The organism is Blastococcus sp. VKM Ac-2987 (genome assembly GCF_026967805.1).
Taxonomy (GTDB): domain Bacteria; phylum Actinomycetota; class Actinomycetes; order Mycobacteriales; family Geodermatophilaceae; genus Blastococcus.
The window spans coordinates 942,238-968,258 of the sequence record NZ_JAPVBG010000002.1 but is presented as its reverse complement, the minus strand read 5'-3'; the positions used below and the strand labels follow the sequence as shown (position 1 = coordinate 968,258).

Genomic DNA, 26,021 nt, shown 5'->3' with positions numbered 1-26,021 from the left:
GCCGCTGCCGCGCCGGTGCCCCGCCGTCAGACGGCGGCACGCACGTCCGGCGCGCCGAGGCGGGCCGCGTCGGCGGTCCGGTCGTCCGGCATGCGCTGCGACTCGCGCTCGGCGTCGACGCGGGCCGCGTAGTGGGTGACCTCCCGGCCGGTCCGCTCCTCGTCCCAGCCCAGGACACCGGCCATGAGAGCCGCCACCTCCGGAGCCGACTCCACCCCGCGGTGCGGCGTCTCGATCGAGATCCGCATCCGCCGGGTGAGCACGTCGTCGAGGTGCAGCGCACCCTCGGCCGTCACCGCGTGCACCACCTCCGCCGCCAGGTGGCCGGGAGCGCCGGTCAGCGGGCGGCCCAGCGCGGGGTCGCGCCGCACCAGGCCCAGCACCGCCGTCACCTGGTCGCCGTGGCGCTCCAGCAACCGCTCGACGGCGTCCTGCGGGACCCCGTGCGCGGCGGCCAGCTCGGCCGCGCGGTCCCGCACCGCGGCCCAGCCGCGCGCCCCGACCAGCGGCAGCTCGGCCGTGCGCGAGCGCGGCGCACCCGGCAGCCCCTCGACCGCGGCGTCGACGGCGTCCGCGGCCATCACCCGGTACGTCGTGTACTTGCCCCCGGCGACGAGCACGAGCCCCGGCACGGGGGTGACGACGGCGTGCTCCCGGGACAGCCGGCTGGTGTCGTCGGACTCCCCCGCCAGCAGCGGCCGCAGTCCGGCGTACACACCGACCACGTCGTCGGCCGTCAGCGGCCGGGCCAGCACCCGGTTGACCTGGTCGAGCAGGTAGCCGATGTCGGCGCTGCTCGCGGCCGGGTGGTCGCGGTCGAGCCGCCAGGGCGTGTCGGTCGTGCCGACGATCCAGTGGTCCCGCCACGGGATCACGAACAGCACGCTCGTGGGCGTGCGCAGGATGAGCCCGTCGGGGTCGACGTCGGCGCCGCCGATCGCCGCCCGGGGCACCACCAGGTGCACGCCCTTGGAGGCCCGCACCTTCAGGCTCGGGGCCGAGGCACCGAGCATCGCCCCCACGTCGTCGCTCCACACCCCGGTGGCCGCGATGACGCTGCGGGCGCGGACGGCGAATGAGGAGCCGTCGGTCAGGTCGGCCACCCGGACGCCGACGACCGGGGCGCCGTCGTCGTCCCCGCCGTCGCGCAGCAGGCCGACCACCCGGGCGCTGGAGAGCGCGTGCGCGCCGTAGCCGGCCGCCGTCCGGACCACGGCGAGGGTGTGCCGGGCGTCGTCGACCTGGGCGTCCCAGTACCGGATCGCCCCCCGGACGGCGTCGCGGCGCAGCGCCGGGAATGCCTCCAACGTGGCCTGCCGGGACAGGTGCCGGTGGCGCGGGATGCTCCGGTCGCGGGCGAGGGCGGCGCCCAGCACGTCGTACAGCGCGACGCCCGCCCCGTAGTAGGCCCGCTGCCAGGCCGGGGCGGTCAGCGGCAGGAGGAACGGCAGCGGCCGCACCAGGTGCGGGGCGATGGTGCCCACCAGCCGGGCCCGCTCCTTGAGCGCCTCGCGCACCAGCGGGAAGGCCAGCTGCTCCAGGTAGCGCAGCCCCCCGTGGATGAGCTTGCTCGAGCGGCTGGAGGTGCCGGCCGCCCAGTCCCGGGCCTCCAGCAGCCCCACCGACAGCCCGCGGCTGGCGGCGTCCAGCGCGGCCCCGGCACCGGTCACCCCACCGCCGATGACGAGCACGTCGACGACGCCGTCGGCCAGCCGGGCGCGGTCCGCCCGCCGCCGCTCGGGTGAGAGCAGCGTGCGGTCGGTGTTCGCCGGATCCATGGCTCCTACTGTCCCCCCGCCGGCCGCCGCCCGGTCAGTGCGACGCGGCCCCCGCCTTCTTGCGGTGCACCGTCAGGTTCATGACCAGCACGATCAGCGCCCCGACGACGAGGCCGAGGACGGCGCTGCCCAACGTGTTGACCAGCCAGCCCACGACCCCGCCGAGCGCGCCGGTGGCGTCGTGCGCGGCCTCCTCCAGGTGGTGCACGAACTCGTAGAGCGGGTGGAAGCCGAGCTCGTCGGTGCCGAGCAGGATGATGTGCCCGCCGACCCACAGCATCGCGGCGGTGCCGACGACGGTGAGCGCGGTCAGCAGCTTCGGCATCCCCTTCACCAGCCCGCGGCCGAACGCGGCCAGGCCCTTCGAGGGCCGCTGGGACAGGCTCAGCCCGACGTCGTCCATCTTCACGATGACGCCGACGACGCCGTAGACCAGCACGGTGATGCCCAGGGCGACGACGACGAGGATGATCGCCCGGGACCAGAACGCCTCGCTGGCCACCTCGTTCAGCGAGATGACCATGATCTCGGCCGACAGGATGAAGTCGGTGCGCACCGCCCCGGAGACGATCGTGCTCTCGTCCGGGAGCGCGTCCTCCACCGTCGCGTGGGACTCCTGGTGGCCGCTGATCCGGTGCCAGATCTTCTCCGCGCCCTCGTAGCAGAGGTAGGCACCGCCGAGCATCAGGATCGGGGTGAGCAGCCATGGCAGGAACTGGCTGAGCAGCAGGATCGCCGGGAGGATGATCAGCAGCTTGTTGCGCAGCGAGCCCAGCGCGATCTTCCGGATGATCGGCAGCTCGCGCTCGGCGTTCAGGCCGTGCACGTACTGGGGCGTGACCGCGGTGTCGTCGACCACGACACCGGCCGCCTTCATGCTGGCCCGTCCGGCAGCTGCGCCGATGTCGTCGATCGAGGCGGCGGCGGCGCGCGCCAGCACCGCCACGTCGTCGAGCAGAGCCACGAGTCCACCCGCCACGGGAGATCCTTCCGATCGGTCAGCACCGGTGTGCTGTCGCCATGATGGTGGACCGTCCGCGGTCCACGCGCGTGCTCAGGGGCGCGGTACCCGCTCGGAGTCCAGCGCCAGGGCCAGGTAGACGGCGCTGAAGTCGGCGACGGCCAGCTGCCGCGCCAGCCGCGGCAGCCGCGCGTAGCGGGCCGGGTCGCCGTGCTCGGCCAGCCCGCTGACCGGCACGTTGTGCGCGGCGGCGGTCCGCAGCACCTGCTGCATCGCCTCCTCCGCCGAGCGCGGCTCCCGCTCCCCCGCGCCGTCGTGCCCGCCGGCGTCGGTGTCGCGGATGGTGATCAGCCGCAGCCGGCGGCCGGTGTCGTCGGCGCGGTCGCGGAAGAAGTCGTCGGCACCCTCCCGGGGCACCAGCGGCCCCCCGAGGACGGCGCACGCCGCGACCCGCTGGTCGGGCAAGCGGAAGCCGGTGGCCGGCAGCCCCGCCAGGGTGGCCAGCTGATCGGCCACGCGGGTCGCCGCCGCGCCGGCCAGCGGGCCCTCCGCCGCGATCACGGGGAGGGCGTCGAGGAGCTCCAGCGCAAGGGTCTTCGCCGGGTTGACGACCGACTCGCGGGCCGGCCCGCACTCCCCGGCCACCTCGTCGAGCGCGGCCGCCACCGCCTCGGGATCGGCCGCCCCCTCCGGGAGCAGCCGCAGGTCGGTGGCCAGCCGCAGCATCGGGGTGAGCAGCGACCACAGCGTGGTGTGCCGCACGCGGCTGCGCGGCAGCGCGACGTAGGGCGCCCGCGCGGTCGAGCAGGCGGCGCGCAGCGGGGCGTCCTCGGCACCGATGCCCACCAGGGAGACGCCCCGGCGGGCGGCCTCGTAGGCCGGCGCCACCGCGTACGCGCCCGCGCCCGTGCGGGTCACGACGACCGCGATGTCGCTCGGGCCGGTCCACACCGGCAGCGCCGGGCCCGGCACGACGTCGACGGTGACCGGGCTGGCGGGCCCGAGCAGGGCGCGCAGCACGGACGCGGCGACGGCGCCCTCCCGCCGGGCCACGATCACCAGGCCCCGGGGCCGGCCGCCCTCGGTGACCCGGCCGAGGCCCGCCTCCTCGGTCAGCCGGCCGGTCTCCCGCACCTGGGCGCCGGCGCCGGCCACCGCCGGCAGCAGGCCCCGCGGGTCCCGGGCGCGCAGCAGGTCGAGGTCGTCGAGGACCTCTTCGGCGAGCTCCGGCGAGGTCATGACGAGCGGTGCCGTGCCTCGTCCAGCAGCAGCACCGGGATGCCGTCACGGACGGGGAAGGCGCGGTCGCAGGTGCCGCAGACCAGCTCGCCGGCCGCCTCGTCGACGGTCAGCGGCGTGTGGTGGGTGTCGGGGCAGGCGAGGATCGACAGCAGGTCCGGGTCCAGCCCCAGGGGGCCGCTCGGGGCGCTGCTCCGCGGTGCGGTCACTTCTGCTCCTGTTCCGCGCGCACGGTGCCCAGCACCTGGTCGCGCAGCTCGGTCATGCGCGCCGCGTCCGGCGCCTCGACGTTGAGCCGCAGCAGCGGCTCGGTGTTGCTGGCCCGCAGGTTGAACCACGCGCCGTCGGGCAGCTCGACGGTCAGCCCGTCGAGCTCGTCGACCGTGACGCCCTCCTGCTCGGCGAAGGTCTCGCGGACCGCGGCCATCCGCTCGCCGGCATCGGCCACGGTGGAGTTGATCTCGCCGGAGGCGGCGTACCGGGAGTAGGCGGCGGTCAGCTCCGACAGCGGCCGCCCCTGCTCCCCCAGCGCGGCGAGCACGTGCATGGCCGCGAGCATGCCGGTGTCGGCCCGCCAGAAGTCGCGGAAGTAGTAGTGCGCGGAGTGCTCGCCGCCGAAGACGGCGTCGGTGCGGGCCATCTCGGCCTTGATGAACGAGTGCCCCACGCGGGTGCGCACCGGCTGGCCGCCGTGCTCGCGGACGATCTCGGGCACGGCCTTCGAGGTGATCAGGTTGTGGATGATCGTCGTCCCCCGGCCCTTGGCCAGCTCGCGGACCGCCACCAGCGCGGTGATCGCCGAGGGACTGACCGGCTCACCGCGCTCGTCGACCACGAACACCCGGTCGGCGTCACCGTCGAACGCCAGGCCGATCTCGGCCCCGTGCTCGACCACGGCCCGCTGCAGGTCGACCAGGTTGGCCGGGTCCAGCGGGTTGGCCTCGTGGTTGGGGAACGAGCCGTCGAGCTCGAAGTACATCGGCACGACGTCCAGGGGCAGGCCGGCGAGCACCACGGGCACGGTGTGCCCGCCCATGCCGTTGCCCGCGTCGACCACGACCCTCAGCGGCCGGATCGTGGACAGGTCGACCAGCGAGCGCAGGTGGGCGGCGTACCCGGCCAGCACGTCGCGCGCGCTCACCGTGCCCACCCGGTCCGGCGTGCGGTCGTAGGCGTCGCGCTCGGCCCACTCCCGGATGGTGACCAGCCCGGAGTCCTGCCCGATGGGGGCGGCCCCGGCCCGGCACAGCTTGATGCCGTTGTACTGCGCGGGGTTGTGGCTGGCCGTGAACATCGCCCCGGGCATGCCGAGCGAGCCGGCGGCGAAGTACAGCAGGTCGGTGGACCCGAGGCCGGCCTCGACGACGTCGACGCCCCGGGCGATCACGCCCTCGGCGAAGGCGCGCGAGAGCGGGACGGAGGACTCGCGCATGTCGTGCGCGGTGACCACGGCGGTCGCGCCGCTGTCGGCCAGCACGAACTCGGCGAACGCCGCGCCGATGGCCCGCGCGACGTCCTCGTCCCACTGGTCGGGGACCAGACCCCGGACGTCGTAGGCCTTGATCAGCGCCGAGAGATCGGACAACGCAGCCCATCCTCGCAGTCGGGACTGCCGCGGCCGGGTGACGGCGGCGTGGCCGACACTAACGGCGGGACCCCCACCTCAGCGCGGAGGGCGCCTCAGGGCAGGTCGGGGAGGATGCGCAGGTGCCCGCGGCGGATGCCGCTGCCGTCGTCGGCCGGGTCGCGCACCGGCTCGGGCCGGGCGGCCTCGCGGACGGCGTCGGCCAGGGCCAGCAGGTCGTCGCCGGTCGGGCCGACGTCGTCGAGGTCGATCTCGTGCCGGACGACCTCCCAGCCACGCGGCACCGTCAGCCGCTCGCCGTGGAACTCGCACAGGTCGTAGCTGTGCGGTTCGGAGAACGTCGCCAACGGCCCGACAACGGCCGTCGACTCCGCGTACACGTAGGTCAATGTCGCCGCTGCCGGTTGCGCGCAGCCGCTGCGCGAGCAGCGACGTGACTGCCTCACCACCGGTTCCTCACGCAAGGCACAGTAACTGCGCCCGGCGGTGCGCGACAGCAGGCACACCGGGAATCCTGCTGCGACGCACCATCCTGCACGATGACCCCGTGGGCACCGTCACCGGTCGGGCGCGGGCCCCGCGCGGTCGGGCCGCGACACCGGGAACGGGCCGGCGAGCCGTTCCCGGAGCCGGCGGGTCGCACCTCGCCGTACCCTTCGACCCGTCATGAGCCACCCTCCCCGCCGCCGCGCCCGTTCCCGCCGCGACCGCCACGGCCGTGGCCTGCGCGGGCGCCTGGTGCCCGTGCAGGTGCCGCTCTCGCGCAGCCGCGCAGAGCAGTTCGACGACCTGGTGCTCGACGCGGTCGAGGACCTGGAGCGCCGCTGGGAACGGGAGCTGGCCGGCGTGGAGTTCGCCGTCGAGGACGTGCCGTGGGTCGAGCAGACCGACCCGGACGAGGCGCTGCTCGACTCCGACGTGCTCGACGACGCGGGCGTCCCGCTGGCCCGGCTGCTGCCCGCCCGCCGGGAGCAGGGGCAGGACGTCCCCCCGCGCATCGTCGTCTACCGGCGTCCCCTGGAGCTGCGCGCGCACGACCGGGAGGACCTCGCCGACCTGGTCCGCGACGTCGTGGTCGACCAGGTCGCCACCCTTCTGGGGCGCGATCCCGAGGAGATCGACCCCACCGGCTGACCGCGTGCGGCCGGGCGACCGCTCCCGGCTGAGATGCTGAGCGGGATGGACGTCCCCACCGCCGCCGCCTGGCTGGTCGTCGGCGTGGTCCTGGTCGTGCTGGCGGTGGGCGCCGTGGCCGCCGGTGCGGCCGCCGTCCGCCGCCGGGGGAACGGCGGCGGGCCGGCCGGCGCGCCCGCCGAGCGGGTCGACGACCTCGCCGACTTCCTCGCACACCCGCCCGGCACGCGGCCGGAGCGGCCGGCCCCCGCGGGCTGGGCGACGCTGGCCCCCGCACCCCCGGCGGCGGCCGGGCCGCGCGCCGCGGCCCGCCGGCGCACGCACGCCCCGCTGGCCGCCCTCTGCGTCGCCGCCCTGGCGCTGGTCGGCACCGCTGCCGCCGTCGCCGCCGGCAGCGGGTCCGGTGGGGAGGCCGCACAGCCGGCTCCGGGTACCGGGGAGGCCGCACCTCCGTCCGGGGACGCCGCACCTCCGGCCGGAGGTGCCGCCCCGGGCGGCCTCGTCGCGGACCTGGCGGTCGCCGGGCTGGTCCTGGAACCCCGGGCGGTGGGCATCACCGCGGCCTATCCCGAGCTGCTGCTGACCAGCCAGGACGGCGCGGCGCGGCTGGAGCTGCGGCTGCCCACCTACAACTGCCTCACCGCCGGGGCACCGCGGGACCCGGTCGCCGCCGGCTGCGTCGCGGCACCGGTCGAGCACGCCACCCTCGGCCCGGAGCAGCTGCGGGTGCAGCGCGACGGCGACCGGCTGACCGTGCGCGGGGAGGCCGCCACCGCCACCCGTCCGGCCGGGTCACCGGCGGAGCCGACCGGCCGGGTCTACGACGTCGAGCTCACCGTGCTGCCCGAGGGCGGCCGCGCCCCCGACGGGTGGCGGCCGGCCACCGGCGAGCTGCGGCTGGGCACCGGCACCGCCCCGCTCCTGGCCGACCGCAGCCGGATCCGACCGGCGGGCTGACGCCGGCCTCAGCGGGGCCAGCGGCGCGCCGGCGCCGACAGGGACACGACCGGGGCGCCTTGCTCGGCACCCACCCCGCCGAACCCCCACCACGGCCAGCGGTCGGCGCCGTCCAGCAGGGTGAGCAGGCCGGCCCGCACCCGGTCCCCGTCGGTCACCACGGCGACCTCGACGCGGCCGACGGCCGCGTGCAGCCGGGCCGCGGCGCGCAGGAAGGCCCGCGACCGGCGGTCGCGCTCGGCGGCCAGCAGCCCGGGCAGCCGGCCTTCCAGGAACTGCTGCCCGGTGCTGCGCTCGACGGGGCCGAGGTCGGCCAGCGCGTCGACCAGCCGGGTGCTGCGGGCGTTGGCCAGCACCGCCGTGGGCAGCGCCGCGGCCAGGGCGCGCGCCGTGGGGTCGCCGAGGGGCAGGCCGGTCAGGCGCAGCGTCCAGGGGCCGCGCAGCGAGCCCAGGAGGTCCAGCACGCCCGCCGCGAGCGTCCCGGCGGCCGCCTCGTCCCGGGCCAGCAGCCGTGCGGTGGGGCGGCCGGGCGGCAGCGGCGGGCGGTCCTGCCCGAGCAGGGAGACGACGGTGCGCGGTCCCCGGCGGCGCAGCGAGAGGAAGGCCGCGGCCCGCGGCGGCTCGTCGGGCGCACCGTCCACGACGACGGCCGCGGGGCGGGCGAGAGTGCGCCGCGCGGCGCCGTCGTCGAGCACGGCGGTCAGCCACGGTGCGCGGGCCGTCAGCGGTGCCGCGATCGCGACCGCGAGGGGCTCGGCGGCCCGGACCTCGCGCACCACCCGTGCGCGACCGACGGTGACACGGGCGACCACGCCCTGAACCGAACCACAGCCGCCGCCCGGGGTGGTCGGCGGCCGGGGGTGGGGTCCGGCTAGACGGCGCGACGGCGCAGCCGGCGCCGCTCGCGCTCGGAGAGGCCGCCCCAGATGCCGAAGCGCTCGTCGTTGGCCAGCGCGTACTCGAGGCACTCGGCCTTGACCTCGCAGCCGGTGCAGATCTTCTTCGCCTCGCGGGTGGAGCCGCCCTTCTCCGGGAAGAACGCCTCCGGGTCGGTCTCGGCGCACAGCGCCTGCTCCTGCCACGACTGCGCGTCGGGCTCCAGGCCGAACCCGAGGAAGCCGACGAACGGCTGCCCGGTGCCCTGGCCCCCGGCCTGTCCCGCACCCTGACCCGTGCCGTGGCCGGCGGCCCCCAGACGGTCGGCCGACCGCTCGGAACCGTTCACGTAATCGCTCAACCACGACACCTCAGCCATGACGGTGCGTCCCCTCTCGCTCTCGTCCCGGTGCGCGGCCGGCAGGAGGTTCCCGGGCCGCTCAGCACTCGTTGACACCGCCGGAATTACACGCGTGTCGTTGCCCGGCCGTCAACTTCGCCCGGTGTAAGCGACACGCCACACGGGCCCCATCCGTCCCACCGGTTTGTCAGATCTCGTGGCACCCCTCGACACGCCCGGCGAACAGTGCACAAGTGCTCATCCGGCACGATGCGTTTCGTGCAGATCGTCGTGCTGGCTGGTGGGACCGGAGGGGCTCGATTCCTGCGCGGTGTCCGCGCGGCGGCCCCCGGTGCGGAGATCACGGCCGTGGTCAACACCGGCGACGACGTGACGATGCACGGGCTGCGCATCTGCCCGGACCTCGACACGGTCGTCTACACCCTCGGCGGCGGCATCGACGAGGAGCGCGGCTGGGGCCGGGCCGCGGAGTCGTGGACGGTCAAGGAGGAGCTGGCCGCCTACGGCGCCGACCCGGCGTGGTTCGGCCTGGGCGACCGCGACCTCGCCACCCACCTGATCCGGACCCGGATGCTCGACGCCGGCTACCCGCTCTCCCAGGTGACCGCGGCGCTGGCCGACCGCTGGCAGCCCGGCGTCACCGTGCTCCCCATGAGCGACCAGCGGGTCGAGACGCACGTCGTGGTCGCCGATCCCGACGACGGCCGCCCGCGCGCCATCCACTTCCAGGAGTGGTGGGTGCGCCACCGGGCCGCTCTCGACGCGTCGGCGTTCGTGCAGGTGGGCGTGGACTCCGCGCGCCCGGCGCCGGGCGTCGTCGAGGCGTTCGCCGCCGCCGACGCGGTCCTGCTGGCCCCGTCGAACCCGGTGGTGTCGATCGGGACGATCCTGGGCGTGCCCGGCGTGCGCGACGCGCTGCTCGCCTCCCCCGCCCGGATCGTGGGCGTCTCCCCGATCGTCGGCGGCGCCGTCGTGCGCGGGATGGCCGACCGCTGCCTGCCGGTGCTCGGCATCGAGGTGAGCGCCCAGGGCGTCGGCCGGCACTACGGCGCCCGCGCCGACGGCGGGCTGCTCGACGCCTGGCTGGTGGCCGAGGACGACGCCGCCGAGGTCCCCGGGGTGGACGTGCGCCGGGTGCCGCTGCTCATGTCCTCCCCCGAGGCCACGACCGCGATGGCCCGCGCCGCGCTCGACGCCGGTGCCTGAGCTCCCGGCCGGCCTCTCGGTGCTGCCCGTCGCCGGGCTGCCGGAGTTCGGCCCCGGGGACGACCTGGCCGCGGCCGTCGCGGCCGCCGCGCCCTGGCTGGCCGACGACGACGTCGTCGTCGTCACCTCCAAGGTGGTCTCCAAGGTCGAGGGCCGCCTGGTGCGGATCGCGCCCGGCACCGACCGGGAGGCCGCCCGGCAGCGGGCGATCGACGGCGAGACGGTGCGCACGGTGGCCCGCCGGGGGCCGCTGAAGATCGTGCAGACGCCGCAGGGCTGGGTGGTGGCCGCGGCGGGCATCGACGCCTCCAACGTCGCCTCCGACACCCTCGTCCTGCTGCCCGAGGACGGCGACGCCTCCGCCCGCCGGCTGCGCACGCGGCTGCGGGAGCTGGCCGGGGTGGACGTCGCCGTGGTGGTGAGCGACACCTTCGGCCGCACCTGGCGTGAGGGGCTCACCGACGTCGCGGTCGGCTCGGCCGGCATCGCGGCCCTCGACGACCACCGCGGCGCGGTCGACGCGCACGGCAACCGGCTGGAGACGACCCGGGTGGCGGTGGTCGACGAGCTGGCGTCGGCGGCCGACCTGGTGAAGGGCAAGCTGGCCGGCGTCCCGGTCGCGGTCGTGCGGGGCCTGCCGCCGCGGCGCCCGGCGGAGGACGCCGACGACGGCACCCGGCCGCTGGTGCGCCTGCCGGCCGACGACCTGTTCCCCTACGGCACGCGGGACCTGGTCGGCTCCCGGGCGCCCGCGGCCGGTCTGGTGCCGCGCCGCGGGGAGCGGGAGGCGGCGGCCGCGGCGTTCCGGGTGGCCAGCACGGCGCTGCCGGAGTTCCCCGTGGTGCTGCGGCACGGGGGCGAGGGGGACGGCGTCGTCGACGTCCACCTGCCCGACGCGGTGACGACGACGAGCGCGCTCAACGCCGGGGCGCTGGTCGGCGCGGCGATCGTGCAGCTGCACGCGGAGGGCTGGGCCACCCGCTGGGAGCCGGTCGCCACCGCCGGCGGCACCTCACTCGTCGGGAGGCTGTGGCTCGGCCGACCGGGGTCCTGAGCCGCCCGGCATCGGTAGGGTCGCCGATCATGCGCGGGATCATCCTGGCCGGTGGCACGGGGAGCCGTCTGTTCCCCATCACGCAGGCCGTGAGCAAGCAGCTCATGCCGGTCTACGACAAACCGATGATCTACTACCCGCTCTCCACGCTGATGATGGCCGGCGTCCGCGAGGTGCTGGTCATCACCACCCCCGGCGACAGCGCCGCCTTCCAGCACCTGCTCGGCGACGGCAGCCGGCTCGGGATGCGGATCGACTACGCCGTCCAGCCGCGGCCCGAGGGGCTGGCGCAGGCGTTCCTCATCGCGGCCGAATTCCTCGGCGGCGAGGCCGCGGCCCTGGTGCTCGGCGACAACATCTTCTACGGCGCGGGGCTGGGCACCGCCCTCTCCCGGCTGCCCGAGCCCGACGGCGGGCACGTCTTCGCCTACCACGTGGCCAACCCGCGCGACTACGGCGTCGTGGAGTTCGACGCGGACGGCCGGGTCATCTCCATCGAGGAGAAGCCGGCCACCCCGAAGAGCTCCTACGCGGTGCCCGGGCTGTACTTCTACGCCGGCGACGTCGTCGAGGTGGCGCGCGGCATCACGCCCAGCGCCCGCGGCGAGCTGGAGATCACCGCGGTCAACGAGCACTACCTGCGGCAGGGCCGGCTCACCGTCACCGCCCTGGACCGGGGCACCGCGTGGCTGGATACCGGGACGTTCGCCTCGCTGCGCCAGGCCACGGAGTTCGTCTCCGTGGTCGAGGAGCGCCAGGGCCTGAAGATCGGCTGCATCGAGGAGGTCGCCTGGCGCAACGGCTGGCTGGACGACGACGGCCTGGTGCGCGCGGCCGGGCCGCTGGGCAAGAGCGGCTACGGCGACTATCTGCTCGGCCTGCTCACCGACCGCTGAGGCGGCGTCAGATCCGCCGGTTGTCGACCGGGGCGAAGCGCGGTCCGCGGCGCGGCCGGCGCGGGCCGCCGGCGAGGATCAGCCGCACCACGCGCTGCCGGTGCCCGCGCCACGGCTCGAGCAGCTCCAGCATCCCGGCGTCGTCGGTGTCCCGGCGCCCGGTGAGCGCGAAGCCCACGGTGTTCTTCAGGTGGTAGTCGCCGACGCTGACCGCGTCGGGGTCGCCGCACGCCCGCTGCACGACCTCGGCCGCGGTCCACACCCCGATGCCGGGGATCGAGCAGAGCCGCCGCTGCAGCACCGCGGAGTCGCAGTCCTCGCCGGGCTCGAGCCGGTGGGCCACGGTGGCCACCGCGCGCAGCGCGCGCCGGCGGGCGCCGTCGAGCCCGCACCGGTGCCACTCCCAGTCCGTGACCTCCAGCACCCGGCGCGCCGACGGGACGACCCGCATGCCCGCGGGCGCGGGCCCGGGTGCAGGCTCCCCCGCGAGGCGGCACAGCTCGCGGAAGACCCGGTAGGCCTCCGCCGTCGTCACCTTCTGCTCCAGGACGGCGGGCAGGAGCGCGTCCCAGGCCCGACCGGTGCGCCCCAGCCGAAGCCCCGGGTGGGTGCGGTGCAGCTCGGTCACCAGCGGGTGGGCGTCCCCGGGGCGGAACTCCTCCGGCCGGTCGTCGGCGCCGAGCCAGCCGGGCACCGCGGCGCCGGCGCACCCCGCCCCGGGGCCCCACGCCTCGATCCGGACCGCCCCGGACTGCCGGGTGATCCGCACGGTCGCCGGGCCGTCCGCGGTGCTCGTCGTCCGCCACAGCGCGCCGTCGGAGACGCACATCGCGGGATCGGCCGATCCCCGCCGGTGCGGCGCCAGCGCCCGGGCCAGGTCCAGGTCCAGGTCCCACCCGGGCACCCACGACGTCGCGTGGTCGGCGGCCCGGGTGCCCGGTGTGGTCGTGCTCGTGCTCAGGAGGTGCTCCCGGAAAAGGTCAGCGGGGGGCCATGCGCAGCGCGCCGTCCATCCGGATGACCTCGCCGTTGAGGTAGCCGTGCTCGACGACGGCCAGCGCCAGCTGGGCGAAGTCGTCGGGACGTCCGAGCCGCTTGGGGAAGGGTATGCCCGCCGAGAGCGCCTGCCGCGCCTCCTCGGGCAACCCGCCCAGCAGCGGCGTGTCCACCAGACCCGGCGCGATCGTGCAGACCCGCACGCCGACGCTGGAGAGGTCGCGGGCGGCGGGCAGCGTCATGCCCACGATGCCGCCCTTGGAGGCGGCGTAGGCGACCTGGCCGATCTGGCCGTCGTAGGCGGCGATCGAGGCGGTGTTCACCACGACGCCGCGCTCGCCGTCCTCGGCCGGCTCGGTGGTCGCCATCGCCGCGGCGGCCAGCCGGAGCACGTTGAAGGTGCCCACCAGGTTCACCGTGACCGTGCGGGTGAAGGCACCGAGGTCGTGCGGCTGCCCGTCGCGGCCGACCGTGCGCTGGGCCCAGCCGATGCCGGCGCAGTTGATCGCCACGCGAAGGGGGCGGTCCTTGCCGGCCGCCTCGGCGATCGCGGCCTGCACCGATGCCTCGTCGGTGACGTCGGTGCGCACGAACGTGGTGTGCCCGCCGAGCTCGGCGGCCAGTGCGGCGCCCTTCTCCTCCTGGAGGTCCAGGATCGTGACGGCGGCCCCGCGGGCGGCCAGGGCTCGGGTGGTCGCCTCGCCGAGCCCGGAGGCTCCTCCGGAGACCACGGCTGCGACGTCGAAGCTCTTCATGCCCGGAGGCTATCCAGCCGGTTCACCCGAAACGGGACCCGTGCCGCTCCGCCACGGCGGCGAGCAGCTGCTTGACCCGCTCCGCCTCGCCGACCGGGCAGACCATCGTGACGTCGGCGGTGTGCACCACCACGCTGTCGCGGACCCCGACGAGCGCGACCAGGTGGTCGGGGTCGTCGCTGAACACGATGTTGCCCGAGCCGTCGAGCACGACCGCGAGCCCGTGGACGGCGTTGCCCGCACCGTCGCCGACCAGGGTGTGCGCCAGCGCCGGCCAGGACCCGACGTCCAGCCAGTCCACGTCCAGGTCGACGACGAGCACCCGGCCCGGCTCGGTGGCGGCCGGCTCGAGGACGGCGTAGTCGACGCTGATCTTCGGCAGGGTCGGGAACACCTCCGCCAGGACGGCGTCCCGCTGCGGCCCGGCCGGGACGGCGGTGATGCGGGTCAGCCCCTCGGCCGAGGCGGGCAGGTGGTCGGCGAGCGCGTCCAGCACGGTGCGGGCCCGCCACACGAACATGCCGGAGTTCCACAGGTACTCCCCCGACGCCAGGTACCGCTCGGCGGTGGCCCGGTCGGGCTTCTCCCGGAACGAGGCGGCCTCGGCCACGCCGGGCCGGCCGGTGGGCGCGCCGCGCTGCACGTAGCCGAACCCGGTGGCCGGCGAGGTGGGGGTGATGCCCAGGGTGATCAGCGAGCGGGGGCGGTCGGCGAGGGCGTCGTACGCGGCGCGCAGCGCGTCGGCGAAGCGGGCGACCGGCCGGATGACGTGGTCGGCGCTGACCACGGCCAGCTCGGCGTCGGGGTCGACGTCGGCGACCAGCGCCGCGGTGAGGCCGACGGCGTTGGCGGTGTCCCGGGCCACCGGCTCGAGCACCAGCCGGTCGGGGCGCAGCTCCGGCAGGGCGGCGCGGACCTGGTCGGCGTAGCGGGCCGCGGTGCAGACCCAGATGCCCTCGGCGGGCAGCACCGCGCGCAGCCGGTCCCAGGCCTCGGCGAGCAGGCTGTGCGGGGCGCCGTCCCCGCCGGCGACCACGTCGAGCAGCTGCTTGGGCCGGCCGGCGCGCGACAGCGGCCACAGCCGTGTGCCGGAGCCGCCGGCCATGATCACCGCGTGGCGCACGTCAGCCCTCCCGTCCGGTGCCGGTCGGGTCGGGCACCGCGGCCAGCTCCCTGGCCCGCCGCTGGAACCGGGCACCGGCGGCCACCCGCCCGCTGACGTACGAGAGCAGCATCCGCCCGCCCAGCCCGGCGCGGAAGGCGCCCCGGAGAGGTGCGTTCCGGCGCCCCTGGTACTGGCCGGAGAGGTACCGCAGCGCGCTGGTGTGGTGCACCCGCTGCATCCGGTGCGGCTCCCGCCGGGTGGCGTGCCCGCCCTCGTGCTCCACGACGGCGGTGGGGACGTACACGTGCAGGTAGCCGCGGCGGGTCAGCCGCTCGGCGAGGTCGACGTCCTCGAAGTACATGAAGTAGCCGGGGTCGAAGCCGCCGACCGACCAGAACGCCTCCAGGTCGACCAGCAGGCACGAGCCGCTCAGCCAGCCGGCCGGACGCTCCCGCGGCGCCTCCCGCTCCCGCCGGTACCGCGCCGTCCACGGGTTGCCCGGCCACGCCCAGCCCAGCAGCGCGTGACCGGCGCCGGTCGACAACCGGGGCAGGTCGCGGGCCGAGGGGTACAGCTCCCCCTGCGGCGTCATGATCGCCGGCCCGAGCGTGGCCGCCCGGGGCCAGCGGTCGGCGGCGGCGAGCAGCTCGTCCACCGACCCCGGGGAGAAGCGGAGGTCGGGGTTGGCGATCAGCGCCCGCCCGGTCCGCAGGTCGGCCAGGCCGGCGTTGGCCGCCGCGCCGTACCCGATGTTCCCGCCGGTCGGCAGCACCCGGACGTGCGGGTGCCGGGCGGCGGACCGCTCCGGGACGCCGTCGGTGGAGCCGTTGTCGGCGAGGACGACGTCCACCGGCCGGACCGTGGCCTGCGCCAGCGAGTCGACGAAGCTCTCCAGAGCCGCACCGGGCGAGTAGGTCACCGCGACGACGCGCAGCGGTGGGGAGTCGGTCGGAGTGTCCACGACCGAACCCTAGGCAGTGCCGCACCACCGCGCGGAGGGTCCCATGGGTAACCGCTGAGGTTGATGTGACGGAACGGGTCGCCACGCGCCGACGAACCCGCGCGGTGGTCGTGCGGGCACCCGGTGACAGGTACCGTCGGCGCCCGTGACTGCCTCAGGACCTGACCTCGTCGTCGTCGGCTCGGGCTTCTTCGGCCTGACCGTCGCCGAGCGCGTCGCGACGGAGCTCGGCAAGCGGGTGCTCGTCCTCGACCGCCGCGACCACATCGGTGGGAACGCCTACTCGGCACCCGAGCCGGAGACCGGCATCGAGGTGCACGTGTACGGCGCGCACCTGTTCCACACGTCCAACGAACGGGTCTGGCAGTACGTCAACCGGTTCACCGAGTTCACGAAGTACCAGCACAAGGTCTACTCCGTCTACGCGGGCAAGACCTACTCCCTGCCGATCAACCTGGCGACGATCTGCCAGTACTTCGACAGGAGCTTCTCCCCCACCGAGGCGCGCGAACTGGTCGCCGAGCAGGCCGGCGAGATCGACACCGCCGAGGCGCAGAACCTCGAGGAGAAGGCGATCTCGCTGATCGGCCGACCGCTCTACGAGGCGTTCATCCGGGGCTACACGAAGAAGCAGTGGCAGACCGAGCCGACCGAGCTGCCGGCCGCGGTCATCGCGCGGCTGCCGGTGCGCTACACGTTCGACAACCGGTACTTCAACGACACCTACGAGGGTCTGCCGAAGGACGGCTACACCGCGTGGCTGCAGCGGATGGCCGACCACCCCAACATCGAGGTGCGGCTGTCCACGGACTACTTCGACGTGCGGGACGAGCTGCCCTCGGACGTGCCCACGGTCTTCACCGGGCCGATCGACAAGTACTTCGGCTACGAGGCCGGAGAGCTCGGCTGGCGGACCCTGGACTTCGAGACCGAGGTCCTCCCGATCGGGGACTTCCAGGGCACCTCGGTCATGAACTACGCGGACGAGGACGTCCCCTTCACCCGCATCCACGAGTTCCGGCACTTCCACCCGGAGCGGGACTACCCGACCGACAAGACCGTCGTCGTGCGCGAGTACTCGCGCTTCGCCGAGAGCGGCGACGAGCCGTACTACCCGATCAACACCCCGGAGGACCGCGCCAAGCTGGAGCGGTACCGGGAGCTGGCCACGCGCGAGGCCGAGGAGAAGCGCGTCCTCTTCGGCGGGCGTCTGGGCACCTACAAGTACCTGGACATGCACATGGCCATCGGCTCGGCGCTGAGCATGTTCGACAACCGCATCCGACCCTTCTTCGACCAGGGCGAGTCGCTCGACGGCCGCCTGGAGGACTGACCGCAGATGACGACCGCCCCCCTCTCCGGCGGCCGACGTGCCGAGGAGCGCAACCGGTGACCGATCCGCACGACCAGACCGGTGCCCACCGGGTGTTCGAGATCCTGCACGAGCCCGACTGGTTCTCCGGGCTCTCCAAGCGGGAGGCCCGGCTGCTCGACGGGGCACTCGCCTTCCACTGCCTCTCCCGGCCGGGCGAGCGGATCCGCGCCACGGTCCTCCGGACCGAGGGCAGGCACTTCCCCTCACTGACCGACCACCGCACCTCGACGATCGAGTGGCCCGACGACCGCACCGTGGTGGGGACGATCGAGGCCCACGCGACCGGCCACCCGGTGTCGCCCACGGGCGTCGTCGACGTGGTGCTCGACCTCGGCGGGTCGCCCCAGGCGCTGATGCGCAACGAGCAGCCCCCCGGTCGCGTCCACGCGGCCCGGGACGCCGTGCGCCGCCGCGCGCCGGTCGCCTTCGACGCCCTCCGCCAGCACCGGACCGACCGCCTGGAGAACCGGCGGATGTCCCAGCCGATCCCGCGGGTGGGCCGGCTGCACGACACGAGCGTCGGCTCCTCGCGCGGCTCCACGAAGGCCGTCCTCTTCGGGCTGCACTGGCTGGAGCTCGGCGGCGCCGAGAAGTGGGCCGCCGAGACGATCAACCTGGCCCGCGAGTCGGGGTTGCTGCCGATCGTCCTCAGCGACCGGCCCTCCGGGCACCCCGACATCGTCCGCCCCACGTTCGACGACGCCCTGGTCATCCCGCTCACCCACCCGATGAGCGGGCCGCAGGAGTCGCGTGTCCTGAGCCAGCTGTTCGAGCGGTTCGACATCCGCGGGGTGCACATCCACCACTGCAGCTGGCTCTACCAGCGCCTGCCGTGGATCAAGGCGCAGTACCCCGGGACCGAGCTCGTCGACTCGCTGCACGTGCTCGAGTGGCGCACCGGCGGCTTCGTCGACATCGCACTGCGGCTGTCCAACGTCATGGACGCCCACCACGTCATCTCCCCCCAGCTCCGCGACTACCTGGTCGACCGGCAGGGGCTCCCGCGGGAGAAGGTCCAGCTGGCGACGCTGGCCGACCTCACTGTCGACGCGTCGGCGGTGGCGGCAGGGCCGGCCCCCGCGCCCACCCGGAAGGCCGGCGACCCGATCACGGTCGCCTTCGTGGGCCGGTTCACCCAGCAGAAGCGTCCCTACCTGTTCCTGCGGCTGGCCGCGCGGCTGCGCGACAGCCTCGGCGACCGGGTCCGCTTCGTGATGCACGGCGACGGCGAGCTCGCCGCCGAGGTGCGCGCCGACCTGTCGCGGCTGCGGCTGGACGGCGTCGTGGAACTCCGCGGCGCGGACCGGCCCGTCTCCCGGACGCTCGAGGAGGCCGACGTCCTGGTCATCAGCTCCGACAACGAGGGGGTCACGCTGACCTCCTTCGAGGCCGACGCCCACGGCGCGCTCGTGGTCAGCGCCGACGTCGGGTCCCAGGCCTCCGTGGTCGTGCCCGAGCTGGTGCTGCCGCGCGCTCCCCTCGCGTTCCTGAAGGACGCCGAGACCACCATCACCAGCCTGCTGGAGGACCCGGACCGGGCCGCCGCACTGCTGGCCCGGCAGCGCCAGCAGGTCGCCGCCTTCGCCGCTCTGCCCCGCGCCCGGGACTGGACCCGGGAGCTCTACGAAAGGTGGGCTTCGTGACCCAGACCAACGTGGCCGCCGTCATCGTCACCTACAACCGGGCTGACAAGCTCGGCAAGGTGATCGAGCAGGTCCTGAGCCAGAACCGGCCGGCCGACCAGATCATCGTCGTGGACAACGCGTCCACCGACGACACCGGCGTCGTGCTCGACGCCTACCAGGACCGTGCCACCGTCCACATCGAGCGGCTGACCGAGAACACCGGCGGCGCCGGTGGCTTCGCGCACGGCATGTCGGTCGCCTACGAGCGCGGCGCCGACTACATCTGGATCATGGACGACGACTGCTACGCCGACTCCGACGCGCTGCGGAACCTGCTGGACGGGCAGGCCGCGGCCGAGGCGAGCATGGGCATGCGGCTGCCGTTCTCCTGCTCGGTCGTGCGCTGGACCAACGGCGACGTCTGCGAGATGAACAACCCCGAGCCGACCTGGGACTGGGGCAAGCTCCTGGCCCGCGGCGAGCAGAGCGTGCTGGTGAACTCCTGCTCGTTCGTGTCGGTGATGTTCCCGCGCTGGGTGCTCACGCAGTTCGGCCTGCCGCTGTCCGAGTACTTCATCTGGTTCGACGACCAGGAGTACACCCGTCGGATCACCGCCGCGGGCCCCGGCATCCAGGTGCTGAGCAGCACGGTCACCCACGACCTGGCCGTCAACCGCGGCGTGAACTTCGGCGACGTGAACGACGCCAACTTGTGGAAGTTCACCTACGGCGTCCGCAACGAGGCGTCCTACCGCTGGCACCACGAGGACCCGTTCGCCGCCCTGCGGTTCGCGCAGCGGCTCTACACCGGTCTCAAGGGCGGCAACGTGCCGTGGCGGCTGCGTCGCCGGCTGGCGAAGAAGTTCATCGAGGGCGTGCGCTTCGACCCGAAGCCGGCGTTCCCGCGCACGGTGCTCTGACGCGGGCCGACCGGTAGCACCGGACGGAGCCCCTCCCCGGCCGGGGAGGGGCTCCGTCCGTCTTTCCGGGCGCCGGTGCGAGCGGTGGCTCAGCTGCCCCGTCCGGGCATGGCGAACCGCTCCCGGCGCCCGGCGCGCGTGAGCGCCAGCCAGTCGCGCAGGCCGCGGACGTCCCGCCGGCTGAGGAAGAAGTAGCCGAACCGGACGAGCTCGAGCGGGAACAGCCAGCGCATGCCCGGCTGGGCCATGAGGTAGCCGCGGTTGCGGTAGGTGAAGAAGCGCTTGACCTCGTCACCCGGGTACTGGGCCGACAGCCGGCCGCCCAGGATCGGGACGAACTCGTCGCCCCCCTGGGGGTGCAGGTACGCGGCGCGCAGGGTGGTGCCGAAACGCAGCCCGGAGCGCTGCAGCCGCCGATGGATCTCCGTCTCGTCGCCGCGCAGGAACAGCCGCAGGTCCGGCACCCCGATGGCCCGGAACGCCGAGGCGCGGAAGAGCGCGCCGTTGAACAGCGACGCGTACGACGGCAGGAACTCGTCGGGCCCGAAGGCGTCGACCGTGCCGGACCAGCGCAGCCCGCGGCGCAGCGGGAACGCCAGCCGCCGCGGGTCCGCCTCGTCGACGACCGCGGGCGACACCTCGGCGAGCTCCCGGCGGCCGGCCTCCTCCAGCAGGATCTCCAGGACGTCCCGGCTTCCCGGCCGGCCGTCGTCGTCCGCGCACCAGACCCAGTCGGCGCCCAGGGAGAGCGCGGTCAGCAGCCCCAGCGCGAACCCACCGGCACCGCCGAGGTTGGTGCGCGAGGGCAGGTAGACGGTCCGCACATCGCAGGCCCCGACCACCGCCTCGGTCTCGGCGTCGGCCCCGTTGTCGACGACGACGATCGCCCCGACCGGGCGGCTCTGCGCCGCGATGGCCCGCAGGCTCTGCCGGAGGAGCTCGGCGCGGTCGCGGGTGACGACGACGGCGACGACGAGCTCGTCAGCGGCCGGCGGCACCGCGGTCACGCAGCACCGTGCCCCTCGTCGAGGACCGCCTCCGGACCCTTGTACGCCCGCAGGACGGCCTTCAGCGGGCCCTGCTGCTTGATCTGGCCGTGCTCCATCCAGATGGCGCTGGTGCACAGCCGCTTGAGGAACTCGTCGGAGTGCGAGGCGAACACCAGCAGCCCGGCGCGGTCGACCAGGTCGCTGAGGCGGTCGCGCGCCTTCTCCAGGAAAGCCGCGTCGACGGCGCCGATGCCCTCGTCCAGCAGCAGGATCTCGGGGTCGATGCTGGTCACGACGCCGAGCGCCAACCGGACGCGCATGCCCGTGGAGTAGGTGCGCAGCGGCATCGACAGGAAGTCGCCGAGCTCGGTGAAGTCGGCGATGTCGTCGACCCGCTTCTCCATCTGCTTCCGCGTCATGCCGAGGAACAGCCCGCGGATCATGATGTTCTCGTAGCCGGAGATCTCCGGGTCCATCCCGACGCCCAGGTCGAAGACCGGGGCGACGCGGCCCTCCACCACGGCTGTGCCGCGGGTGGGCTCGTAGATCCCGGCGAGCAGTCGCAGCAGCGTCGACTTGCCGGCGCCGTTGTGCCCCACCAGGCCGACGCGCGCGCCGTGCTGGAGGTCCACGTTGATGTCGCGGAGCGCCTCGATGATGGGCACCTTGGTGTCGCTGCTGATGTTGCCGCCGACGACCCCCAGCACGGCCTTCTTCAGCGATCTGCTCTTCGCGTCGAAGATGGGGAAGTCGACCGACGCGTCGCGCGTCGTGATGCTGACCATGAAGATGTGCCTCTTTCTCTCTGCCGGCCGGGTCAGACCCAGTAGGCGACGCGTGCCCGGTACCGGCGCATCACCACGAGGGTCAGGATCCAGCCCACGACGGTGATCACGAGGACCACCACCCAGTGCCGCACCAGCTGGTCGTTGCCCAGCATCGGGGCACGGACGATCTCCACGAAGTGGAGGAACGGGTTGAACTCGGCGAGCCGGGCCCGCTCGGCGACCGCCGGATTGGGGCTGTTGATCAGGTCGTCGTAGATCCAGACGATCGGCGTCAGGAAGAACATGAGCTGGACGATGCTCTGGGTGATCGGCGTGAGGTCGCGGAAGCGCGTGCTCACGATCCCGGCCAGGAGCGCCACCCAGGCCCCGTTGACCATCAGCAGCAGGACGGCGGGGATCGCCGCCAGCGCCGTCCACTTGAGCGGCTGCGGGAACACGATCAGCATCACCGCGTAGACGATGAGGTTGTGCGCGAAGAACAGGATGTGGCGCCAGACCAGCCGGTACACGTGCACGCTGATCGGTGAGGGCAGGTGCTTGATCAGCCCCTCGTTGGCGATGAACACCTCGGAGCCCTCGTTGATGCAGCCGCTGATGAAGGCCCAGACGATGAAGCCCACGAGGACGTGCGGCAGCAGCGTCTCCAGCGGGACGCCGAACAGCCCCGCGTAGAGGATGCCGAGCGCCACGGCGGTGACGGCCATGCTGATCGTGATCCAGACCGGGCCGAGCACCGAGCGCCGGTAGCGCTGGCGGATGTCCTGCCAGCCCAGGTGCCCCCAGAGCTCGCGTTGCCGCCAGCCCCCCGACAAGTCCGCCAGCGTCTTCCGCATGGGGGAGTCGGGCACGGTCGTTGCTGCAGTCACGCGGTCGACGCTACCTGCGCCGCCCCCGCCGGGCCCGCAGGCACGGTTGTGACGGACGCCCCCGTACCCCTCACGACACGGTGACCACAACCTGCCCACCCGTCGTGACCAGAACGGTGCCGCGCTCGAAGTCCATCTGCCGGCCACGGCCGGTCGTGTACTCACCGCTGGCCGGGAAGCCCAGCCGGCCGCCCTCGTACCCGTTCACCGCCCAGGCGTCGTAGAAGGCGCCGCGGATGGCATGCGCGCCGGTCGTCGGTGACCAGTAGACCGCCCCGCCCTGGAACACGTTGTAGGCGCCGTTCGGCACGTGCCTCTCGTCGGACAGCGGGAAGCCGAGGAAGCCCTGCTCCCAGCCGGTCGCCGCCCAGGCGCGGTAGATGGCGCCCTTGACCACGGCCGTGCCGGTCTCGCGGGAGGAGTAGATCGAGCCGCCCTGGAAGTGCTGCACCCGGCCGTCGGTGCCCCGCGGGAGGGACGTGACGTCGGTACCCGGGAGGCCCAGGTCGCCCGTCGCGCCTCCCCACCGGAGCCACGTCGACTCGATGGCGCCGGTGACCGCGTGCGCCCCGGTCGCCGGCGACCAGAGGATCGAGCCGCGCTGGAAGGTGGTGACCGTGCCGGCGCCCCCGGGCAGCTCGACCGCGTCCGCGGTCGGGTAGCCCAGCGGCCCGTTCTCCCACCCAGCAGCCGCGAAGGCCCGGTAGGTGGGCCCGGAGGCGGCGTGCGCACCGGTCGACGACGACCAGTAGAGGGAGCCACCCTGGAAGTGCGCGACCGCACCCCGCGTCGCGGTGGCCGCCTGGTCGGTGGCCGGGAAGCCGAGCGCTCCGGTCGCACCGCCCCGCGCGGCGTACTCGCGGGCGAGCTCAGCGGTGAGGGCGCGGGCCCCGGTCGCCGGTGACCAGTAGATGCCGCCCCGCTCGAACAGGCTGTAGGTGCCGCCGGGCACGCTCTGCTCGTCCGCCACCGGGTAGCCCAGCGGACCGCCTTCGTACCCCGAGCGCGCCCAGCGCTGCTGGATCGCGCCCTTCACGAAGTGCAGGCCGGTGCCTGCGGAGCGGTAGAGCGCACCCCCGGCGAACGCGACGTAGCTGCCCGTCCCGGTGGACCGCTCCCGCGAGTGCGGGAAACCGAGCACGCCCGCGTACCCGCCGAGCTGCATCCAGCGGTCGTGGAAGGCGCCGGTCAGGGCGTGCGCCCCGCCGGCCGGCGACCAGTAGACGCGCCCGCCGGTGAACTCGCTGTACGCGCCGCCGGGCACGTGCACCTCGTCGGTCTTCGGGAAGCCCAGCGGGCCGGCCTCGTAACCGGTCCGCGCCCACTCGGTCCAGATGTCGCCCTTGACGTAGTGCGTGCCGGTGGCCGGTGACCAGTAGAACGCGCCGCCCTCGAAGGTGCTGTAGGTCCCGCCGGGCACGTCGGTCTCGTCCCTGGTCGGGTAGCCCAGGAAGCCGCCCTCGTACCCGGTCCGGGCCCACTGCGTCCAGATGTCGCCCTTGACGAAGTGGGCGCCGGTCCCGGGTGACCAGTACAGACCGCCGTTGCGGAACAGCTGGTAGCAGCCGCCGCGCACCAGGGTGCAGTTCGCCGTGGACGTGGCGTCGCCGAGGATGCCGGTGGCCCCGCCCATCGACGCCCACTTGTCGGCGAGCGCCGCGCCGCCGGGGCTCTGCGTCGACCCGAACCAGTCGGTGTAGTAGAGCCAGAAGTTGCGGTTCCCGTACGCGGAGCACCCGTCACCGGCGGAGTAGCCGGCGGCCAGCGCCGCGGCGTTGGGCTGGTAGGGCGTGTAGTTGTAGAGGCCGGCGGTCGCCACGTTCTGGATGTAGACCTGCGAGGAGCCGCACGCGGCCGTGGGGTGGAACCGGACGGCCTGCGTCCGGCCCGCCTTGTGGTTGTAGTTGTCGGGATGGGCGGCGTAGACGCGGAACTTCCGCGCGGCGCTGTAGACCTGCAGCGACAGGCCCTTGTACGACGGGTCGCAGGGCGCGGTGTCCGGGCAGCCGAACCCCAGCGCCTCTTCGTACCGCCGCGGGTTGAGGCTGTAGCGACCGTCGGGCAGCTTGGTGGCGCCGCCCCGCATGGTCACCAGGGACTGCTCCTTCTGCAGCATCACCAGCAGCACGCGGGGGTTGATCCCGCACGCGCGGCCGGCCTTGACCAGGATCTGCGCCGCCGTCTCGGCGGGGGCGCCCTGGTAGGCGGCGCAGTAGGCGTCCGCGGCGCGGGTGCCGGTGTCCTGCCGGTAGTCCTTCAGGCACGGGGTGCCATCCGGCGCCGGGGTGCAGTTGGCGCCCTTCTGGTCGAGGAAGGTCTGCACCTGGCCGACGTCCATGCTGCCGCCGTCGTAGAACAACGCGTCGGAGATGATGTTGCCGGCCGGGTACTGCCGGGCGTCGGCGGCAGCGGCGACCGGCGCGGGGCCGACCACCAGCAGCGGGCAGGCGACGACGGCGGCCAGCAGGGTGGCGAGGACCCGGCCCAGGGCCGGAGAGACGGGCCGAATCACGGGACGTCCAGGGACGTCTCGTCCGACACCGCCGCGGTCGTGGACGAGCGATAACTGAGAGTTGCCGTCCATGTACCTGAGGTTACCTGTGCATCGTTGATCTCCAGCCAGCCGCAGGCCGTCGTGGTCGCGTCGGCCGTCGCCGGCCGGGACACCTCGACCCGGACGTCGTCCCGCTCCAGCGTGGCCGTGCACTCCCCTCCGGACTCCACGATCCCGCTGACGTAGCCGGCGACCTCGGCGCCGGACCCCGGGGTCCATCCGGCAGCGGTCACCACCACCTCCACGGCCGCGGGGAGGCGCTCGGCATCGCCGAAGGCCACCGGCGTGTCGGAGCCGCGGTCGCGGACCACCAGCAGCACGACCGCCGCGACCAGGACACCGGCCAGGACCGCGGCGGCGACGACGAGCCGACGTCCGCCGTACCGGGACCTGCTCGTGCTGCGCATGGGTGTGCCTGTCCTCTCCAGATCGATCCGCGGCCGCCCGTCCGGGCGCCCGACGGACCGGTCAGCGGGTGGTGACCGTGGCCCGGCCGAGCGCGTCCACCGTGATGGACCCGCGCTGGAACTCGGTGCGCGTGCCCCCGGAGTACGCCTGTGCCTCCGAGGTCGGGAAGCCGAGCGCCCCGCGCTCGGCGCCGATGCTCAGGTACGTCGTGTACGTCGCGCCGGTCACCGCCCGGGCGCCGGTGGCCGGCGACCAGTAGATGGACCCGCCGGTGAACCGGCTGGACGTCCCACCCGTGGTGTTCGTCTCGTCGCTGGTCGGGAAGCCGAGCATGCCGGTCTCGTAGCCGCTGAGGGCCCAGCGGTCGTAGATCGCACCCTTGACGTAGTGCGCTCCCGAGGCCGGCGACCAGTAGACGGCGCCGCCCTGGAACAGGCTGAACGTGCCGCCCCGGACGTTGGTCTCGTTCCGCGTCGGGAACCCGAGGAACCCGCCCTCGTACCCGCTCCGCGCCCAGGTGTCGTAGATCGCGCCCTTGACGTAGTGCGCGCCGGTGGCCGGCGACCAGTAGACGGCGCCGCCCTGGAACAGGCTGAACGTGCCGCCCCGGACGTTGGTCTCGTTCCGCGTCG

At 74.4% G+C, this 26,021-nt stretch carries 26 protein-coding genes; 8 read left to right on the top strand and 18 right to left on the bottom strand.

All coding sequences use genetic code 11. The annotated features are described in order from the left end of the window. Window positions 1-26: 26 nt before the first annotated feature. The 6 genes from O2W17_RS13600 to O2W17_RS13575 all read right to left on the bottom strand — a co-directional run bounded on the left by O2W17_RS13600 (window position 27) and on the right by O2W17_RS13575 (window position 6,009). A complete protein-coding gene (locus O2W17_RS13600) occupies window positions 27-1,778 on the bottom strand; it encodes a glycerol-3-phosphate dehydrogenase/oxidase (protein WP_269192954.1) in 1,752 nt (583 codons plus the stop codon). A 34-nt stretch (window positions 1,779-1,812) separates the two neighbouring features. Further along, window positions 1,813-2,757 carry a DUF808 domain-containing protein gene (locus O2W17_RS13595; protein ID WP_269192953.1) on the bottom strand — a complete coding sequence of 315 codons (945 nt, stop codon included), beginning with the start codon at window positions 2,755-2,757 and terminating at the stop codon, window positions 1,813-1,815. Window positions 2,758-2,832: 75 nt separating this feature from the next. Further along, window positions 2,833-3,978 carry an SIS domain-containing protein gene (locus O2W17_RS13590; RefSeq protein WP_269192952.1) on the bottom strand — a complete coding sequence of 382 codons (1,146 nt, stop codon included), beginning with the start codon at window positions 3,976-3,978 and terminating at the stop codon, window positions 2,833-2,835. Further along, a complete protein-coding gene (locus tag O2W17_RS13585) occupies window positions 3,975-4,187 on the bottom strand; it encodes a Trm112 family protein (protein ID WP_269192951.1) in 213 nt (70 codons plus the stop codon). Before O2W17_RS13585 ends, O2W17_RS13590 begins: the two co-directional genes overlap by 4 nt. Beyond that, a complete protein-coding gene (locus O2W17_RS13580) occupies window positions 4,184-5,563 on the bottom strand; it encodes a phosphomannomutase/phosphoglucomutase (protein WP_269192950.1) in 1,380 nt (459 codons plus the stop codon). Before O2W17_RS13580 ends, O2W17_RS13585 begins: the two co-directional genes overlap by 4 nt. A 95-nt stretch (window positions 5,564-5,658) precedes the next feature. Next, a complete protein-coding gene (locus O2W17_RS13575; RefSeq protein ID WP_269192949.1) occupies window positions 5,659-6,009 on the bottom strand; it encodes a DUF3499 domain-containing protein in 351 nt (116 codons plus the stop codon). A gap of 220 nt (window positions 6,010-6,229) precedes the next feature. On the opposite strand from O2W17_RS13575, the gene O2W17_RS13570 reads away from it, so the two are divergent. After that, on the top strand, window positions 6,230-6,697 hold the full coding sequence (locus O2W17_RS13570) for a metallopeptidase family protein (protein ID WP_269192948.1): 468 nt from the start codon (window positions 6,230-6,232) through the stop codon (window positions 6,695-6,697). Window positions 6,698-6,742: 45 nt separating this feature from the next. Next, window positions 6,743-7,654: a hypothetical protein gene (locus O2W17_RS13565; protein ID WP_269192947.1), complete on the top strand. Its 912-nt coding sequence runs from the start codon at window positions 6,743-6,745 to the stop codon at window positions 7,652-7,654. Window positions 7,655-7,662: 8 nt separating this feature from the next. Here the strand turns inward: O2W17_RS13565 and O2W17_RS13560 are convergent, their stop codons facing one another. Together O2W17_RS13560 and O2W17_RS22210 are read right to left on the bottom strand one after the other, a co-directional pair. Beyond that, window positions 7,663-8,466, bottom strand: a complete 804-nt coding sequence (locus O2W17_RS13560; protein ID WP_269192946.1) for a GNAT family N-acetyltransferase — start codon at window positions 8,464-8,466, stop codon at window positions 7,663-7,665. A gap of 59 nt (window positions 8,467-8,525) precedes the next feature. Next, complete coding sequence (locus O2W17_RS22210) at window positions 8,526-8,756, bottom strand: WhiB family transcriptional regulator (RefSeq protein WP_331254309.1); 231 nt, start codon at window positions 8,754-8,756, stop codon at window positions 8,526-8,528. A gap of 393 nt (window positions 8,757-9,149) precedes the next feature. On the opposite strand from O2W17_RS22210, the gene cofD reads away from it, so the two are divergent. From cofD to rfbA, 3 genes are read left to right on the top strand one after another with little or no spacing between them, the layout of a single operon-like run. Further along, window positions 9,150-10,097, top strand: a complete 948-nt coding sequence (gene cofD, locus O2W17_RS13550) for a 2-phospho-L-lactate transferase (RefSeq protein ID WP_269192944.1) — start codon at window positions 9,150-9,152, stop codon at window positions 10,095-10,097. Beyond that, a complete protein-coding gene (locus O2W17_RS13545; protein ID WP_269192943.1) occupies window positions 10,090-11,151 on the top strand; it encodes a coenzyme F420-0:L-glutamate ligase in 1,062 nt (353 codons plus the stop codon). The genes cofD and O2W17_RS13545 overlap by 8 nt, the downstream gene beginning before the upstream one ends. Before the next feature lie 29 nt (window positions 11,152-11,180). Then, a complete protein-coding gene (gene rfbA / locus O2W17_RS13540; RefSeq protein WP_269192942.1) occupies window positions 11,181-12,047 on the top strand; it encodes a glucose-1-phosphate thymidylyltransferase RfbA in 867 nt (288 codons plus the stop codon). Window positions 12,048-12,054: 7 nt separating this feature from the next. On the opposite strand, the gene O2W17_RS13535 is transcribed toward rfbA, so the two are convergent. The 4 genes from O2W17_RS13535 to O2W17_RS13520 all read right to left on the bottom strand — a co-directional run bounded on the left by O2W17_RS13535 (window position 12,055) and on the right by O2W17_RS13520 (window position 15,864). Further along, window positions 12,055-12,951, bottom strand: coding sequence for a DNA-3-methyladenine glycosylase family protein (locus O2W17_RS13535; protein WP_269192941.1), 897 nt, complete (start codon window positions 12,949-12,951; stop codon window positions 12,055-12,057). A 76-nt stretch (window positions 12,952-13,027) separates the two neighbouring features. Then, entirely contained in the window at window positions 13,028-13,798 is a 771-nt protein-coding gene (locus O2W17_RS13530) for an SDR family NAD(P)-dependent oxidoreductase (protein ID WP_269192940.1), read from the bottom strand. A gap of 22 nt (window positions 13,799-13,820) precedes the next feature. Next, a complete protein-coding gene (locus tag O2W17_RS13525) occupies window positions 13,821-14,921 on the bottom strand; it encodes a mannose-1-phosphate guanylyltransferase (RefSeq protein WP_269192939.1) in 1,101 nt (366 codons plus the stop codon). A 1-nt stretch (window position 14,922) separates the two neighbouring features. Beyond that, window positions 14,923-15,864, bottom strand: a complete 942-nt coding sequence (locus tag O2W17_RS13520) for a glycosyltransferase family 2 protein (protein ID WP_269192938.1) — start codon at window positions 15,862-15,864, stop codon at window positions 14,923-14,925. 145 nt (window positions 15,865-16,009) lie between these two features. Here O2W17_RS13520 and glf point away from each other — a divergent pair, with 145 nt between their 5' ends. The 3 genes from glf to O2W17_RS13505 are packed head-to-tail and all read left to right on the top strand — an operon-like array spanning window position 16,010 to window position 19,784. Further along, window positions 16,010-17,197 carry a UDP-galactopyranose mutase gene (gene glf, locus O2W17_RS13515; protein WP_269192937.1) on the top strand — a complete coding sequence of 396 codons (1,188 nt, stop codon included), beginning with the start codon at window positions 16,010-16,012 and terminating at the stop codon, window positions 17,195-17,197. Between the two features lie 56 nt (window positions 17,198-17,253). Beyond that, complete coding sequence (locus O2W17_RS13510) at window positions 17,254-18,882, top strand: glycosyltransferase (RefSeq protein WP_269192936.1); 1,629 nt, start codon at window positions 17,254-17,256, stop codon at window positions 18,880-18,882. Further along, window positions 18,879-19,784: a glycosyltransferase family 2 protein gene (locus O2W17_RS13505; RefSeq protein WP_269192935.1), complete on the top strand. Its 906-nt coding sequence runs from the start codon at window positions 18,879-18,881 to the stop codon at window positions 19,782-19,784. The genes O2W17_RS13510 and O2W17_RS13505 overlap by 4 nt, the downstream gene beginning before the upstream one ends. An 89-nt stretch (window positions 19,785-19,873) precedes the next feature. On the opposite strand, the gene glfT1 is transcribed toward O2W17_RS13505, so the two are convergent. The 6 genes from glfT1 to O2W17_RS13475 all read right to left on the bottom strand — a co-directional run. Then, window positions 19,874-20,791, bottom strand: a complete 918-nt coding sequence (gene glfT1, locus O2W17_RS13500; RefSeq protein WP_269192934.1) for a galactofuranosyltransferase GlfT1 — start codon at window positions 20,789-20,791, stop codon at window positions 19,874-19,876. Further along, window positions 20,788-21,558: a galactan export ABC transporter ATP-binding subunit Wzt/RfbE gene (gene wzt, locus O2W17_RS13495; protein WP_269192933.1), complete on the bottom strand. Its 771-nt coding sequence runs from the start codon at window positions 21,556-21,558 to the stop codon at window positions 20,788-20,790. Before wzt ends, glfT1 begins: the two co-directional genes overlap by 4 nt. 32 nt (window positions 21,559-21,590) lie before the next feature. After that, complete coding sequence (gene wzm, locus O2W17_RS13490) at window positions 21,591-22,427, bottom strand: galactan export ABC transporter permease subunit Wzm/RfbD (protein ID WP_269192932.1); 837 nt, start codon at window positions 22,425-22,427, stop codon at window positions 21,591-21,593. 70 nt (window positions 22,428-22,497) lie between these two features. Beyond that, entirely contained in the window at window positions 22,498-24,939 is a 2,442-nt protein-coding gene (locus tag O2W17_RS13485) for an LGFP repeat-containing protein (RefSeq protein ID WP_269192931.1), read from the bottom strand. After that, entirely contained in the window at window positions 24,936-25,388 is a 453-nt protein-coding gene (locus O2W17_RS13480; protein ID WP_269192930.1) for a hypothetical protein, read from the bottom strand. The genes O2W17_RS13485 and O2W17_RS13480 overlap by 4 nt, the downstream gene beginning before the upstream one ends. A 61-nt stretch (window positions 25,389-25,449) precedes the next feature. Continuing rightward, window positions 25,450-26,021 (bottom strand): LGFP repeat-containing protein (locus tag O2W17_RS13475; RefSeq protein WP_442864578.1); only part of this gene is annotated, 572 nt, incomplete at its 5' end.

Coding starts and splice junctions, on each gene's coding strand:
- O2W17_RS13600 (WP_269192954.1), bottom strand. CDS start 1,778: ATGGATCCGGCGAACACCGACCGCACGCTGCTCTCACCCGAGCGGCGG.
- O2W17_RS13590 (WP_269192952.1), bottom strand. CDS start 3,978: ATGACCTCGCCGGAGCTCGCCGAAGAGGTCCTCGACGACCTCGACCTG.
- O2W17_RS13570 (WP_269192948.1), top strand. CDS start 6,230: ATGAGCCACCCTCCCCGCCGCCGCGCCCGTTCCCGCCGCGACCGCCAC.
- O2W17_RS13565 (WP_269192947.1), top strand. CDS start 6,743: ATGGACGTCCCCACCGCCGCCGCCTGGCTGGTCGTCGGCGTGGTCCTG.
- rfbA (WP_269192942.1), top strand. CDS start 11,181: ATGCGCGGGATCATCCTGGCCGGTGGCACGGGGAGCCGTCTGTTCCCC.
- O2W17_RS13530 (WP_269192940.1), bottom strand. CDS start 13,798: ATGAAGAGCTTCGACGTCGCAGCCGTGGTCTCCGGAGGAGCCTCCGGG.
- wzt (WP_269192933.1), bottom strand. CDS start 21,558: ATGGTCAGCATCACGACGCGCGACGCGTCGGTCGACTTCCCCATCTTC.
- O2W17_RS13480 (WP_269192930.1), bottom strand. CDS start 25,388: ATGCGCAGCACGAGCAGGTCCCGGTACGGCGGACGTCGGCTCGTCGTC.